The 14,768-nt window shown below is 59.6% G+C and carries 11 protein-coding genes and 1 other annotated feature; of the genes, 9 read left to right on the forward strand and 2 right to left on the reverse strand.

The features are described from left to right. Positions 1 to 163: 163 nt before the first annotated feature. The 4 genes from thrL (at position 164) to thrC (ending at position 4,998) form a co-directional block, all read left to right on the forward strand. Positions 164 to 232: a thr operon leader peptide gene (gene thrL, locus I6G83_RS10195; protein ID WP_126533494.1), complete on the forward strand. Its 69-nt coding sequence runs from the start codon at positions 164 to 166 to the stop codon at positions 230 to 232. After that, positions 171 to 290 (forward strand) — a sequence feature (Thr leader region). It overlaps the preceding gene by 62 nt. Before the next feature lie 24 nt (positions 291 to 314). After that, on the forward strand, positions 315 to 2,774 hold the full coding sequence (thrA, locus tag I6G83_RS10200; RefSeq protein WP_054307761.1) for a bifunctional aspartate kinase/homoserine dehydrogenase I: 2,460 nt from the start codon (positions 315 to 317) through the stop codon (positions 2,772 to 2,774). Between the two features lies 1 nt (position 2,775). After that, positions 2,776 to 3,705, forward strand: coding sequence for a homoserine kinase (gene thrB / locus I6G83_RS10205; protein WP_015670840.1), 930 nt, complete (start codon positions 2,776 to 2,778; stop codon positions 3,703 to 3,705). Positions 3,706 to 3,708: 3 nt separating this feature from the next. After that, positions 3,709 to 4,998, forward strand: a complete 1,290-nt coding sequence (gene thrC / locus I6G83_RS10210) for a threonine synthase (RefSeq protein ID WP_015670841.1) — start codon at positions 3,709 to 3,711, stop codon at positions 4,996 to 4,998. A gap of 200 nt (positions 4,999 to 5,198) precedes the next feature. Here thrC and yaaA read toward each other — a convergent pair whose 3' ends face one another. Both yaaA and I6G83_RS10220 read right to left on the reverse strand, forming a co-directional pair. Further along, entirely contained in the window at positions 5,199 to 5,972 is a 774-nt protein-coding gene (yaaA, locus tag I6G83_RS10215; RefSeq protein ID WP_054305897.1) for a peroxide stress protein YaaA, read from the reverse strand. A 127-nt stretch (positions 5,973 to 6,099) separates the two neighbouring features. Continuing rightward, complete coding sequence (locus I6G83_RS10220) at positions 6,100 to 7,536, reverse strand: alanine/glycine:cation symporter family protein (RefSeq protein ID WP_054305898.1); 1,437 nt, start codon at positions 7,534 to 7,536, stop codon at positions 6,100 to 6,102. A 368-nt stretch (positions 7,537 to 7,904) separates the two neighbouring features. Here I6G83_RS10220 and tal point away from each other — a divergent pair, with 368 nt between their 5' ends. The 5 genes from tal to dnaJ all read left to right on the forward strand — a co-directional run bounded on the left by tal (position 7,905) and on the right by dnaJ (position 14,572). Further along, positions 7,905 to 8,858, forward strand: a complete 954-nt coding sequence (tal, locus tag I6G83_RS10225; protein ID WP_015670844.1) for a transaldolase — start codon at positions 7,905 to 7,907, stop codon at positions 8,856 to 8,858. Between the two features lie 153 nt (positions 8,859 to 9,011). Next, on the forward strand, positions 9,012 to 9,599 hold the full coding sequence (gene mog, locus I6G83_RS10230) for a molybdopterin adenylyltransferase (protein ID WP_054305899.1): 588 nt from the start codon (positions 9,012 to 9,014) through the stop codon (positions 9,597 to 9,599). Positions 9,600 to 9,810: 211 nt separating this feature from the next. Further along, positions 9,811 to 11,124, forward strand: a complete 1,314-nt coding sequence (locus I6G83_RS10235) for an MFS transporter (RefSeq protein ID WP_054305900.1) — start codon at positions 9,811 to 9,813, stop codon at positions 11,122 to 11,124. Positions 11,125 to 11,424: 300 nt separating this feature from the next. Then, positions 11,425 to 13,341: a molecular chaperone DnaK gene (gene dnaK, locus I6G83_RS10240; protein WP_015670847.1), complete on the forward strand. Its 1,917-nt coding sequence runs from the start codon at positions 11,425 to 11,427 to the stop codon at positions 13,339 to 13,341. 106 nt (positions 13,342 to 13,447) lie between these two features. Continuing rightward, a complete protein-coding gene (gene dnaJ / locus I6G83_RS10245) occupies positions 13,448 to 14,572 on the forward strand; it encodes a molecular chaperone DnaJ (RefSeq protein ID WP_054305901.1) in 1,125 nt (374 codons plus the stop codon). Positions 14,573 to 14,768 lie beyond the last annotated feature (196 nt).

The raw sequence follows: 14,768 nt of genomic DNA on the forward strand, positions 1-14,768 counted from the left end.
CATGACTGTTTTTTTATGCTGCAATTTTGCCTTTTTGTCCGTTTCATCCCCCAATTTGCCTCCTGAACGGAAAATGAGCAAAAACAAGAAATAGTTTGACTTGGAGTAGGGATTGCTTTAACCAATAGAGGGGACAGAGGATTAAATGAGACAGACAGACGTTATGCGATACATCAGCCTGAACACCACAATTATTACCACCACCGATACCACAGGTAACGGGGCGGGCTGACGCGTACAGGAAACAAGAAGAAAAAAGCCCGCACCTTAGCAGTGCGGGCTTTTTTTTGGCTTAAATTCGGGAGATAACAGAGATGCGAGTGCTGAAATTTGGCGGAACCTCGGTGGCGAATGCGGAACGTTTTCTGCGCGTCGCCGATATTATGGAAAGCAACGCCCGTCAGGGACAGGTAGCGGCGGTATTGTCCGCGCCGGCGAAGATCACCAACCACCTGGTGGCGATGGTGGAGAAAACGCTGGCCGGGCAAGACATTCTGCCAAATATGAGCGACGCGGAGCGTATCTTCGCCGAGCTGCTGCACGGTCTGGCGCAGGCGCTGCCGGGCTTTGCTCACGACCGCCTCAAGGCGCGCGTCGAGCACGAGTTTGCGCAGCTCAAGCAGGTGCTGCACGGCGTGGCGCTGCTGGGGACATGCCCGGACAGCGTCAACGCCGGCATCATCTGCCGCGGTGAAAAACTGTCGATTGCCATTATGGAAGCGGTGTTCCAGGCGAAAGGCTTCCCGGTTACGGTGATCAATCCGGTCGAGAAGCTGCTGGCGCAGGGGCACTATCTGGAATCCACCGTCGATATCGCCGAATCCACGCTGCGCATCGCCGCGATGGGCATCCCGGCCGACCATGTCGTGCTGATGGCCGGCTTTACCGCCGGTAATGACAAGGGCGAGCTGGTGGTGCTGGGGCGCAACGGCTCTGACTACTCCGCGGCGGTGCTGGCGGCCTGTCTGCGCGCCGACTGCTGTGAAATCTGGACCGACGTCGACGGGGTATATACCTGCGACCCGCGCACCGTGCCGGACGCCAGACTGCTGAAGTCGATGTCGTATCAGGAGGCGATGGAGCTGTCCTATTTCGGCGCCAAAGTGCTCCACCCCCGCACCATTACCCCCATCGCCCAGTTCCAGATCCCTTGCCTGATTAAAAACACCTCCAATCCGCAGGCGCCCGGCACGCTGATCGGCGCCGAGTGCGCGGATGAAGAGACGCCGGTAAAAGGCATCACCAACCTGAATAACATGGCGATGATCAACGTCTCCGGCCCGGGTATGAAGGGCATGGTCGGCATGGCGGCGCGGGTGTTTGCCGTGATGTCGCGAGCCGGCATCTCGGTGGTGCTGATCACCCAGTCGTCCTCCGAATACAGCATCAGCTTCTGCGTGCCGCAGGGCGAGCTGCTGCGTGCACGCCGCGCGCTGGGCGACGAGTTCTATCTGGAGCTGAAAGACGGCCTGCTGGAGCCGCTGGACGTCACGGAAAACCTGGCGATTATCTCGGTGGTCGGCGACGGCATGCGCACCCTGCGCGGCATTTCGGCGCGCTTCTTCTCCGCGCTGGCCCGCGCCAATATCAATATTGTCGCCATCGCCCAAGGCTCTTCCGAGCGTTCCATCTCGGTGGTGGTCAGCAATGACGACGCCACCACCGGCGTGCGCGTCAGCCACCAGATGCTGTTCAACACCGACCAGGTGCTGGAAGTGTTTGTGATCGGCACCGGCGGCGTCGGCGGCGCGCTGATCGAGCAGATCCACCGCCAGCAGCAGTGGCTGAAGCAAAAGCATATCGACCTGCGGGTGTGCGGCATCGCCAACTCGCGCGCCATGCTGACCAACGTGCACGGCATTGCGCTGGACAGCTGGCGCGAAGGGCTGGCGGAGGCGCAGGAGACCTTTAACCTGGGGCGGCTGATTCGCCTGGTGAAGGAGTATCACCTGCTTAACCCGGTGATTGTCGACTGTACCTCCAGCCAGGCGGTGGCCGATCAGTACGTCGATTTCCTGGCCGACGGCTTCCACGTGGTGACGCCGAACAAGAAGGCCAACACCTCGTCGATGAATTTCTATCATCAGCTGCGTGCGGCGGCGGCCGGCTCGCGCCGTAAATTCCTCTATGACACCAACGTCGGCGCCGGGCTGCCGGTGATTGAAAACCTGCAGAACCTGCTGAACGCCGGCGATGAGCTGACGCGTTTCTCCGGCATTCTGTCCGGCTCGCTGTCGTTTATCTTCGGCAAGCTGGATGAGGGCATGTCGCTGTCGGCGGCGACGCTGCAGGCAAAAAGCAACGGCTATACCGAGCCGGACCCGCGTGACGACCTGTCCGGGATGGACGTTGCCCGTAAACTGTTGATTTTGGCGCGTGAAGCGGGTTACAACCTGGAGCTGAGCGATATTGAGGTGCAATCGGTGCTGCCGCCGGAGTTTGACGCCAGCGGCGATACCGACAGCTTCCTGGCGCGCCTGCCGGAGCTGGACGCGGCGTTTAACCGCCGGGTGGCCGACGCGGCGGAGCAGGGTAAGGTATTGCGCTATGTCGGGGTGATTGAAGAGGGACGTTGCCAGGTGCGTATTGACGCTGTTGATGGCAACGATCCATTGTATAAAGTGAAAAACGGCGAGAACGCGCTGGCGTTCTACAGCCGTTATTATCAGCCGCTGCCGCTGGTGCTGCGCGGCTATGGCGCCGGTAATGATGTGACGGCAGCGGGGGTGTTTGCCGACCTGCTGCGCACGCTGTCATGGAAGTTGGGAGTTTAATATGGTTAAGGTGTATGCGCCGGCTTCGATCGGCAACGTCAGCGTGGGCTTCGACGTGCTGGGCGCCGCCGTTTCGCCGGTCGACGGCACGCTGCTGGGCGACTGCGTCAGCGTTGAGGCCGCCGGGCAGTTCAGCCTGGAAAACGCCGGGCGTTTTGTCGGCAAGCTGCCGGCCGACCCGAAGGACAACATTGTGTATCAGTGCTGGCAGCGTTTCTGCCAGGCGATCGGCCGCGAGGTGCCGGTGGCGATGCGGCTGGAAAAAAATATGCCGATCGGCTCCGGGCTAGGCTCCAGCGCCTGTTCGGTGGTGGCCGGCCTGATGGCGATGAATGAATTTTGCGACCGTCCGCTGGATAAGATGCAGCTGCTGGCGCTGATGGGCGAGCTGGAAGGACGCATCTCCGGCAGCGTGCATTACGATAACGTTGCGCCGTGCTATCTCGGCGGCCTGCAGCTGATGCTGGAGGAAGAGGGGTATATCAGCCAGGAGGTGCCCTGCTTTAAAGAGTGGCTGTGGGTGATGGCGTACCCGGGCATCAAGGTTTCCACCGCGGAGGCGCGCGCCATTTTACCGGCGCAGTACCGCCGCCAGGACTGCATCAGCCACGGGCGCTATCTGGCCGGCTTTATTCATGCCTGCCATACTCAGCAGCCCAAGCTGGCCGCCAAGCTGATGCAGGACGTGATTGCCGAACCGTACCGCACCCGCCTGCTGCCGGGCTTTGCCGACGCGCGCAAGGCGGCGCAGGATATCGGCGCCCTGGCCTGCGGCATTTCCGGCTCCGGGCCGACGCTGTTTGCGGTGTGCGACGATAGCGCCACCGCCCAGCGGATGGCCGACTGGCTGAAGAATCACTATCTGCAAAACGACGAAGGTTTTGTTCATATTTGCCGTCTGGATACCGCAGGCGCTCGACTACTGGGATAACGCATGAAACTGTACAACCTTAAAGATCACAATGAGCAGGTCAGCTTTGCACAGGCGATCAAGCAGGGGCTGGGCAAACAGCAGGGGCTGTTTTTCCCGCTGGAGCTGCCGGAATTTGAACTGACCGAGATCGACCAGCTGCTGAAGCTGGATTTCGTGACCCGCAGCGCGCGTATTCTGTCGGCGTTTATCGGTGAGGAAATCAGCGAAGAAGCGCTGCACAAACGCGTGCAGGCCGCCTTTGAGTTCCCGGCGCCGGTGGCGCAGGTCGAAGACGACATCGCTTGTCTGGAGCTGTTCCACGGCCCGACGCTGGCGTTTAAAGACTTCGGCGGCCGCTTTATGGCGCAGATGCTGGCGGAAGTGGCCGGCGACCAGCCGGTCACCATTCTGACGGCGACCTCCGGCGATACCGGCGCGGCGGTGGCGCACGCGTTCTACGGCCTGAAAAACGTGCGCGTGGTGATCCTCTATCCGCAGGGGAAAATCAGCCCGCTGCAGGAAAAGCTGTTCTGCACCCTGGGCGGCAATATCCATACCGTGGCGGTGGACGGCGACTTCGACGCCTGTCAGGCGCTGGTGAAGCAGGCGTTTGACGATCGGGAGCTGAAAGAGGCGCTGCACCTGAACTCGGCCAACTCGATCAACATTAGCCGCCTGCTGGCGCAGATCTGCTACTACTTCGAGGCGGTGGCGCAGCTGCCGCAGGAAGCGCGCAATCAGCTGGTGATTTCGGTGCCGAGCGGCAACTTCGGCGATTTGACCGCCGGCCTGCTGGCCAAGTCGCTGGGACTGCCGGTGAAGCGCTTTATCGCCGCCACCAACGCCAACGATACGGTGCCGCGCTTCCTCGACGACGGTAAATGGCAGCCGCACGCGACGGTGGCGACGCTCTCCAACGCGATGGACGTCAGCCAGCCGAATAACTGGCCGCGGGTGGAAGAGCTGTTCCGCCGCAAAATCTGGCAGCTGAAAGAGCTGGGGCACGGGGCGGTCAGCGATGAAACCACCAAAGAGACGATGAAGGAGCTGGCGGCGTTAGGCTATCTCTCCGAGCCGCATGCGGCCATCGCCTACCGGTTGCTGCGCGACCAGCTGCAGGACGGCGAGTTTGGCCTGTTCCTCGGCACCGCGCATCCGGCGAAGTTCAAAGAGAGCGTGGAAGAGATTTTACAGCAGGAGCTGCCGTTGCCGAAGGCGCTGGCGGTGCGCGCCGAGCTGCCGCTGCTGTCGCATTCGCTGCCGGCCGACTTCGCGCAGCTGCGTCAGTTTATGATGGCGCTGCCTGCCTGATTAAGGTGACGTGATGATTGAGGGCCGGTGATTACCGGCCCTCAGACTGCTGACAAAGCCTGTTATTAGGGAGAGCGTGGCGATGGGGTCGTAGCGGCGTTAGCCGCCGAAGTGCCCCTCGTTACGCTAGGCCCGGGTATCTCGGGTCATCAGACGACGTTGTCATCAACTTCAGGGCCGGTGATTACCGGCCCTTTCTCTTACTGCTCAGGACGTTTGAACACCAGTTCATCCGCCTTGGACGCCGCCTCATCAAAGGCATACCCTTCCAGATTGAAATCAGCCAGCTGCTCGGCTTTGGTCAGGCGATTTTTGATAATAAAACGGCTCATCAGGCCGCGCGCCTTTTTAGCGTAGAAGCTGATCACCTTATATTTGCCGTTTTTCTCATCCAGGAACACCGGTTTAATCAACTGACCGTGCAGTTTGGCCGGCTTCACCGCCTTGAAGTATTCATCCGACGCCAGGTTGACCACCACGTCGTCGCCTTGCTGCTGCAGCACCTCGTTGAGCTTGTCGGTGATGCGCTCGCCCCAGAAGCTGTACAGGTCTTTACCGCGCGGGTTGGCCAGCTTGATGCCCATCTCCAGACGGTAAGGCATCATCAGATCGAGCGGACGCAGCACGCCGTATAAGCCGGACAGCATACGCAAATGCTGCTGGGCGAAGTCGAAATCCGCCTCGCTGAAGTCCTGCGCCTGCAGGCCGGTATAGACGTCGCCCTTAAAGGCCAGCAGGGCCTGACGCGCATTATCCGGAGTAAACTGCGGCGTCCATTCGGCAAAGCGCGCGGCGTTCAGCCCGGCCAGCTTATCGCTGATCTTCATCAGGCTGGCGATTTGCGCCGGCGTCAGCTGGCGGCTGATGTTGATAAGTTCTGCAGACTGTTCCAGCAGCTCGGGCTGCGTAAAGCGAGCCGTCGCCAGAGGAGTTTCGTAATCAAGCGTCTTGGCAGGTGAGATAATAACGAGCATGGCGACATCCTGTTGATCAAAGTGAGGATACTTTAGCAAAAAACGGGAGAAAAAGCGGCGATGGGTCTGATAGGCGAGGGGTAAAAAAACAAGGCGCGCAGAGCGCGCCTTGGCGAGGGAGTGCTGGTCAGTCAGGCTTGCGCGGATTATCCCACACGCCGGGCTCCAGCTGGGATTTCAGTTCCGGGTACTGACTGGCGTCGAAGGTCGGCAGCTTGCCGAGCGCCCGCTGGCGGTTGTAGTCGCGGGCCAGTTTAAAGGCGACGCGCGACAGCAGCAGAATGGCGGTCAGGTTAGTGATCGCCATCAGCGCCATGGCGGTATCGGCCATTTTCCACACCAGCGGCAGCTCCGCCAGCGCGCCGAACATCACCATGCCCAGCGCCACGCAGCGGAAAATAACCAGCCGCGCCGGATGATTGTGCTCCAGGAAGATCAGATTGTTTTCAGCGTAGGCGTAGTTGGCGATGATTGAGGTAAAGGCGAAGAAGAAAATCGCCAGCGCCACAAACGGCGAACCCCAGCTGCCGACGGCGCTGGACAGCGCGCGCTGGGTCAGTTCAATGCCGCTGATCTCGCCGGTTGGGTTATCCATCACGCCGGAGGCCAGAATAATGGCGGCGGTGGCGCTGCAGATCACCAGCGTATCGACAAACACGCCGAGCATCTGCACGTAGCCCTGCGACGCCGGGTGCGGCGGGTACGGCGAGGCGGAGGCCGCGGCGTTCGGCGCTGAGCCCATGCCGGCCTCGTTAGAGAACAGACCGCGCTGGACGCCCTGGGTCATCGCCTGGGAAATACCGTAGCCCACGGCGCCGGCGGCCGCTTCCTGCAGACCGAAGGCGCTTTTGACAATCAGCAGCAAAATGGCCGGCAGCTGTTCAATATTCATCGCCAGCACCCAGAAGGCCAGCAGCAGGTAGGCGGCCGCCATCACGGGCACTACCCATTCCGCCACGCGGGCGATGGAGCGGATGCCGCCGAAGATCACGGTGCCGCTCAGCAGCACCAGACCGATGCCGACGTACAGCGGGTTGAAGTTGAACGCCGCCGCGCTGGCCTGGGCGATGGAGTTGGCCTGCACCGCGTTGAACACCAGGCCGAAGGCGAGGATCAGGAACAGGGAGAACAGCACGCCCATCCAGCGCATGCCCAGGCCTTTTTCCATGTAGTAGGCCGGGCCGCCGCGGTAGTTGCCCTGATCGTCTTTGGTTTTATACAGCTGGGCCAGGGTGCTTTCGATAAATGAGGTGGCCATGCCGATAAACGCCACCACCCACATCCAGAAGATGGCGCCGGGGCCGCCGGCGGTCAGCGCGATGGCGACGCCGGTCAGGTTGCCGGTGCCGACCCTTGCCGCCAGCGTGGTGCACAGCGCCTGAAATGAGGAGATGCCGGAACTGTCGCTTTTGTTGCTGTTTTTCAGCACCGAAAACATATGGGTGAAATGGCGTAACTGGATAAAGCGGGTGCGGATGGTGAAATAGAGGCCGGCGCCGATCAGCAGATAGATAAGTACCGATCCCCACAGGATATTGTTAATAAAATTAATCAGATCCGTCACGGATCCCTCCTTGTCAAAAGGCGTAAATACCCGGAGCAATCCTCCGCCCGGGAAATGATTTTGCTCTAATTATTACCAGTACTTAACGAAAGTCATACGGGGCGAGTTAATTAAGATTTTTCGCAGTTTATGACGTTGCCAGCACCCGGCGTGCTGGGAAGTTAGCACAATTACTTGTTGTTAACTTTCGTTAATGTCTCATTTTCATTTCGTAAATATCGAAAGATACCCGGCGTTACGGCAAAAATTCCGCAGTGGCGCAGGGCCATTTTCGTGCCTTGCGCCGCGCCTTGCGCGTGTTATTATCAGGGCAAGGCAAGATCGAACGATGCCAAAAGTTCATGCACAAACGATGAGACAATGCCAACATGACCGACAAATTAACTTCCCTGCGCCAGCTGACCACGGTGGTTGCGGATACCGGTGATATTGCTGCCATGAAGCTGTATCAGCCGCAAGATGCGACAACCAACCCTTCGCTGATCCTCAATGCGGCCCAGATCCCTGAATATCGCAAGCTGATTGATGAAGCTATCGCATGGGCGCGCGAGCAGAGCGGCGATCGCGAACAGCAGATCGCCGATGCGGCGGACAAACTGGCGGTGAACATTGGTCTGGAAATCCTGAAGCTGGTGCCGGGCCGCATCTCCACCGAAGTGGATGCGCGCCTGTCTTATGACACCGAAGCCAGCGTCGCCAAGGCCAAGCGTCTGATCAAACTGTATAACGAGGCCGGCATCAGCAACGATCGCATTCTGATCAAACTGGCCTCTACCTGGCAGGGCATCCGCGCGGCGGAACGCCTGGAGAAAGAAGGTATTAACTGTAACCTGACCCTGCTGTTCTCCTTCGCTCAGGCGCGTGCCTGCGCCGAAGCCGGCGTGTACCTGATTTCTCCGTTCGTCGGCCGTATCCTCGACTGGTACAAGGCCAACGGCGACAAGAAAGAGTTCGCGCCGCACGAAGATCCGGGCGTGGTTTCCGTCACCGAAATCTACCAGTACTACAAGCAGCACGGTTACGACACCGTGGTGATGGGCGCCAGCTTCCGTAACGTCGGTGAGATCATCGAACTGGCCGGCTGCGACCGTCTGACCATCGCGCCGGCGCTGCTGAAAGAGCTGGCGGAAAGCGAAGGCGCGGTTGAGCGTAAGCTCGCCTACAGCGGCGAAGTGAAAGCACGCCCTGCGGCGCTGACTGAACCTGAGTTCTACTGGCAGCACAACCAGGATCCGATGGCGGTGGAAAAACTGACCGACGGTATCCGCAAGTTCGCCGTTGACCAGGGCAAGCTGGAAAAAATGATCGCCGACCTGCTGTAAGCAGCGCAGGTAGCAGATGACAAAAAGGTGGCTCAGGCCACCTTTTTTTATGCCAGTGGCTTCCTGCGGCGGGCGGAGGCCGTATACTCTCGGCATTGATCACCGGGCGGGAAATGACGCCGCCCGCATTTCGTCAGGCTGTAGAGGTTAAGCATGGACACATTACGTATTGGTTTGGTTTCGATTTCCGATCGCGCTTCCGGCGGCGTTTACCAGGACAAGGGCATCCCGGCGCTGGAAGCGTGGCTGAGCAGCGCCTTGACGACGCCGTATAAACTGGAGACGCGTCTGATCCCGGACGAACAAACCTTGATCGAACATACGCTGTGCGAGCTGGTGGATGAAACGGGCTGTCACCTGGTGCTGACCACCGGCGGCACCGGGCCGTCGCGCCGCGATGTGACGCCGGACGCAACGCTGGCGATTGCCGACCGCGTGATGCCGGGCTTCGGCGAGCAGATGCGCCAGATCAGCCTACACTATGTGCCAACGGCGATTCTTTCACGTCAGGTCGGGGCGATCCGCAAGCAGGCGCTGATTATCAACCTGCCGGGCCAGCCCAAGTCGATCAAGGAGACGCTGGAAGGGGTGAAGGACGAGCAGGGCAACGTGGTGGTGCACGGCATTTTCGCCAGCGTACCGTACTGCATCCAACTGCTTGAAGGGCCGTATGTGGAAACGGACGGCGCGGTGGTCACCGCCTTCCGGCCGAAAAGCGCGCGTCGCGACGCGAACGATTAACGCCGGGCGGCCCTCCGTCAGGCTGGCGTGAAATAATATTGCCGATATATCCCCTAAATAATTCGAGTTGCAGGCAAGCGGTAAGGGAGGGATCCCGATAATTGGGTGACTAAGCGCAGCCAACACGCCTGCAGCTTGAAGTATGACGGAATTCATTTACAGCGCTCCCTCGGGCGTGCGTGATTTTATCTGCTTCCTCTGACGGTAACCTATGCATCATGACACTCAACGCCGGCTGAACCGGCAAGACTATAAAACTCTGACGCTGGCGGCGCTGGGCGGGGCGTTGGAGTTTTATGACTTCATTATTTTCGTCTTCTTCGCCGCCGTGGTCGGCGAGCTGTTCTTCCCGGCCGAGATGCCGGAATGGCTGCGTCTGGTGCAGACCTTCGGCATTTTTGCCGCCGGCTATCTGGCCCGCCCGCTGGGGGGCATTGTGATGGCGCACTTTGGCGACCGGGTCGGGCGCAAGAAGATGTTCAGCCTGAGTATTCTGCTGATGGCGCTGCCCACGCTGGGCATGGGCCTGCTGCCGACTTACGCCAGCATCGGCATCGCGGCGCCGCTGCTGCTGCTGTTGATGCGGCTGCTGCAGGGCGCCGCCATCGGCGGCGAAGTGCCGGGGGCGTGGGTGTTTGTGGCGGAGCACGTGCCGCGTAAACGCGTCGGTCTGGCCTGCGGCACGCTGACCGCCGGTCTGACCGTCGGCATCCTGCTGGGATCGCTGGTCGCCACCATCATCAATACGACGCTGAGCGCGCAAAGCATCGCCGACGGCGGCTGGCGCGTGCCGTTCCTGCTGGGCGGCATATTCGGCCTGATCGCCATGTATCTGCGCCGCTGGCTGCAGGAAACGCCGGTGTTTGTCGAGATGCAGGCGCGCAAGGCGCTGGCGGAGGAGCTGCCGCTGAAAACGGTGGTGAAGCAGTATAAGAAAGAGGTGGTCGTCTCGATGCTGCTGACCTGGCTGTTGTCCGCCGGCGTGGTGGTGGTGATCCTGATGACGCCGACCTACCTGCAAAAGCAGTTCGGCATTGCGCCGGCGCTGACGCTGCAGGCTAACAGCATCGCCACCATTATGCTGATTTTCGGCTGTCTGGCCGCCGGGCTGGCGGCCGACCGCTTTGGCGCCAGCAAAACCTTTATCGTCGGCAGCCTGCTGCTGGCCGGCTGCAGCTGGCTGTTTTATCAGACCGTGGCGCAGCATGCAGAGATGCTGTTCGCCTGTTATGCGCTGGTGGGTTTCAGCGTCGGCGTGGTGGGGGCGGTGCCGTTCGTGATGGTGCGTGCCTTTCCGCCGGCGGTGCGCTTTAGCGGCATTTCGTTTTCCTACAATCTGTCATACGCCATTTTCGGCGGCCTGACGCCGATTTTCGTCACGCTGATGATGAAGCTGACGCCGCTGGCGCCCGCCTATTATGTGCTGGCGCTGTCGGCGCTCGGGCTGGCGCTGGGGATCTATCTGCATCGCGATCTGGACGGCGACCGTCTGGCGACCCGCGCCGATTCGCTGGTGGATCTGTAGCGCGCCGCCGGGCGGCAACGCGGGCAGCGGTCAGAGATGGCCGGTGGAGCGCGGCATTGCCGCCCGGCAAAGAAATTTTTTTACTCTCCCCCTTGATGCCGGGCCAGATGCCCCCATCTTATTCTCAACCGCAGTTGCTGATCGTGGTATCACCTTCGCCTTTCACCCGCAACCTCGTGGTTTGAGCGTTGAAACGCAGGGGATACAAGGCGGAAAAATCGGGCAGTTGAAAAGTAAAAAAACGTCCGCATATAGGTTAGCAACTTGACCGAAATCGAATTTATTAGTGGAGATGTTTAGATGGGCAAAATTATTGGTATCGACCTGGGTACTACCAACTCTTGTGTAGCTATTATGGATGGCAACAAGGCACGCGTGCTGGAAAACGCCGAAGGCGATCGCACCACGCCGTCAATCATTGCTTATACCCAGGACGGTGAAACTCTGGTTGGCCAGCCGGCTAAACGTCAGGCTGTTACTAACCCACAAAACACCCTGTTTGCGATCAAGCGCCTGATCGGCCGTCGCTTCCAGGACGAAGAAGCACAGCGTGATAAAGACATCATGCCGTACAAAATCATCGGCGCTGACAACGGCGACGCATGGCTGGAAGTGAAAGGCCAGAAAATGGCACCGCCACAGATCTCTGCCGAAGTGCTGAAGAAAATGAAGAAAACGGCGGAAGATTACCTGGGCGAACCGGTAACTGAAGCGGTTATCACCGTACCGGCTTACTTCAACGATGCGCAGCGTCAGGCGACCAAAGACGCCGGCCGTATCGCCGGTCTGGAAGTAAAACGTATCATCAACGAACCAACGGCTGCTGCCCTGGCTTACGGCCTGGACAAAGAAGTCGGCAACCGCACCATCGCGGTTTATGACCTGGGCGGCGGTACTTTCGATATCTCTATCATCGAAATCGACGAAGTTGACGGCGAAAAAACCTTCGAAGTTCTGGCGACCAACGGTGACACCCACCTGGGCGGTGAAGACTTCGACAGCCGTCTGATCAACTACCTGGTGGAAGAGTTCAAGAAAGAGCAGGGCATTGACCTGCGTAACGATCCGCTGGCGATGCAGCGTCTGAAAGAAGCCGCTGAGAAAGCGAAGATCGAACTGTCTTCCGCACAGCAGACCGACGTTAACCTGCCGTACATCACCGCAGATGCGACCGGTCCGAAACACATGAACATCAAAGTGACCCGTGCGAAGCTCGAGTCTCTGGTTGAAGATCTGGTGGCGCGCTCCATCGAGCCGCTGAAAGTTGCGCTGACCGACGCAGGCCTGTCCGTCTCCGATATTCAGGACGTGATCCTGGTCGGCGGTCAGACCCGTATGCCAATGGTGCAGAAGAAAGTTGCTGACTTCTTCGGTAAAGAGCCGCGTAAAGACGTGAACCCGGACGAAGCGGTCGCTATCGGCGCTGCGGTTCAGGGCGGCGTACTGGCCGGTGATGTGAAAGACGTACTGCTGCTGGACGTTACCCCGCTGTCTCTGGGTATCGAAACCATGGGCGGCGTGATGACTTCGCTGATCAGCAAAAACACCACGATCCCGACCAAGCACAGCCAGGTGTTCTCTACCGCTGAAGACAACCAGTCTGCGGTAACCATCCACGTGCTGCAGGGCGAGCGCAAGCGCTCCAGCGACAACAAGTCTCTGGGCCAGTTCAACCTGGACGGCATCCAGCCGGCACCGCGCGGTATGGCGCAGATCGAAGTCACCTTCGATATCGATGCCGACGGCATCCTGCACGTTTCTGCCAAAGACAAGAACACCGGTAAAGAGCAGAAAATCACCATCAAGGCCTCTTCCGGTCTGGACGAAGCTGAAATCCAGAAAATGGTGAACGATGCGGAAGCTAACGCTGAATCTGACCGTAAGTTCGAAGAGCTGGTGCAGACGCGCAACCAGGCGGATCACCTGATCCACGGCACGCGTAAGCAACTGGAAGAAGCCGGCGAGCAGCTGCCAGCGGAAGATAAAACCGCTATCGAAAGCGCGCTGAGCGAACTGGAAACCGCGGCGAAAGGCGAAGACAAAGCCGAGATCGACGCGAAGACCCAGGCGCTGGTGCAGGTTTCCGGCAAGCTGATGGAAATGGCGCAGGCTCAGGCGCAGGCGCAGGGTGCCGACGCGGGCGCGGCAGACAACGCGGCGAAGAAAGAAGACGACGTAGTTGACGCCGAGTTCGAAGAAGTTAAAGACAAAAAATAATCGCCCTTAAGCGGGCACGGTAACGCCGCTCACGCGTTACTGGAAACCAGCACGGGCGTTGAGGCAACTCTGCGCCCGTGCACGCATGTTAGGGCTAATAAAGACAATGGCGAAGAAAGACTATTACGAGGTTCTCGGCGTCGCCAAAACGGCGGATGAGCGCGAAATCAAAAAGGCGTACAAGCGCCTGGCGATGAAGTTCCACCCGGACCGTAACCAGGAAAAAGATGCCGAAAGCCGCTTTAAAGAGATCAAGGAAGCTTACGAAATCCTGGGCGACGATCAGAAGCGCGCCGCTTACGATCAGTACGGCCATGCCGCCTTTGAACAGGGCGGCATGGGCGGCGGCGGCTTTGGCGGCGGCGCCGACTTTAGCGATATCTTTGGCGACGTATTCGGCGATATTTTCGGCGGCGGTCGTCGTCAGCGCGCCAGCCGCGGTTCCGACCTGCGCTACAACATGGAGCTGACGCTGGAAGAAGCGGTGCGCGGCGTCACCAAAGAGATTCGTATCCCGACGCTGGAAGAGTGCGACGTGTGCCACGGCAGCGGCGCCAAGCCGGGCAGCTCGCCGGTGACCTGTCCGACCTGTCACGGTCAGGGCCAGGTGCAGATGCGCCAGGGCTTCTTCACCGTACAGCAGGCGTGTCCGCACTGTCACGGCCGCGGCCAGATTATCAAAGATCCGTGCAATAGCTGCCACGGCCACGGCCGGGTAGAGAAATCCAAAACGCTGTCGGTGAAAATTCCTGCCGGCGTGGATACCGGCGACCGCATCCGCCTGGCGGGTGAAGGGGAAGCCGGCGAGCACGGCGCACCGGCCGGCGATCTGTACGTTCAGGTGCAGGTGAAGGCGCACCCGATCTTCGAACGTGAAGGCAATAACCTGTACTGCGAAGTGCCGATTAACTTTGCCATGGCGGCGCTGGGCGGCGAGATTGAAGTGCCGACGCTCGACGGCCGCGTGAAGCTGAAGGTGCCTTCAGAAACGCAGACCGGCAAGCTGTTCCGCATGCGCGGTAAAGGCGTGAAATCCGTGCGCGGCGGCAGCCAGGGCGACCTGCTGTGCCGCGTGGTGGTAGAAACGCCGGTCAAACTCAACGACAAACAGAAACAGCTGTTGAAAGAACTGGAAGAGAGCCTTGGCGGCCCTTCCGGCGATAAAAACAGCCCGCGCTCGAAGACTTTCTTCGACGGGGTGAAAAAGTTTTTCGATGATTTGACCCGTTAACGCGAACGCCGTATTTATCGTCCGCAAACCCCGGCCCTGGCGCCGGGGTTTTCTTTTTTAGCGGGCGGGTTGAGCGTCAGAAAGATCTCTTTCATGTCGGTTTTGCCGAGTTATTTTGCACTAATAATCTTGTTTTTACGAATCATCCTGCAGGCTATACTCACTCTATACGTGGTGAATGCAAAGCGGAGACGCT

Origin of the sequence: Serratia rubidaea (assembly GCF_016026735.1) — a bacterium.
Lineage (GTDB): Bacteria > Pseudomonadota > Gammaproteobacteria > Enterobacterales > Enterobacteriaceae > Serratia_B > Serratia_B rubidaea.

Excerpts from the sequence above, each read along its gene's own strand:
- thrA (WP_054307761.1), top strand. The coding sequence starts at position 315 with ATGCGAGTGCTGAAATTTGGCGGAACCTCGGTGGCGAATGCGGAACGT.
- thrB (WP_015670840.1), top strand. The coding sequence starts at position 2,776 with ATGGTTAAGGTGTATGCGCCGGCTTCGATCGGCAACGTCAGCGTGGGC.
- thrC (WP_015670841.1), top strand. The coding sequence starts at position 3,709 with ATGAAACTGTACAACCTTAAAGATCACAATGAGCAGGTCAGCTTTGCA.
- yaaA (WP_054305897.1), bottom strand. The coding sequence starts at position 5,972 with ATGCTCGTTATTATCTCACCTGCCAAGACGCTTGATTACGAAACTCCT.
- tal (WP_015670844.1), top strand. The coding sequence starts at position 7,905 with ATGACCGACAAATTAACTTCCCTGCGCCAGCTGACCACGGTGGTTGCG.
- mog (WP_054305899.1), top strand. The coding sequence starts at position 9,012 with ATGGACACATTACGTATTGGTTTGGTTTCGATTTCCGATCGCGCTTCC.
- I6G83_RS10235 (WP_054305900.1), top strand. The coding sequence starts at position 9,811 with ATGCATCATGACACTCAACGCCGGCTGAACCGGCAAGACTATAAAACT.
- dnaK (WP_015670847.1), top strand. The coding sequence starts at position 11,425 with ATGGGCAAAATTATTGGTATCGACCTGGGTACTACCAACTCTTGTGTA.
- dnaJ (WP_054305901.1), top strand. The coding sequence starts at position 13,448 with ATGGCGAAGAAAGACTATTACGAGGTTCTCGGCGTCGCCAAAACGGCG.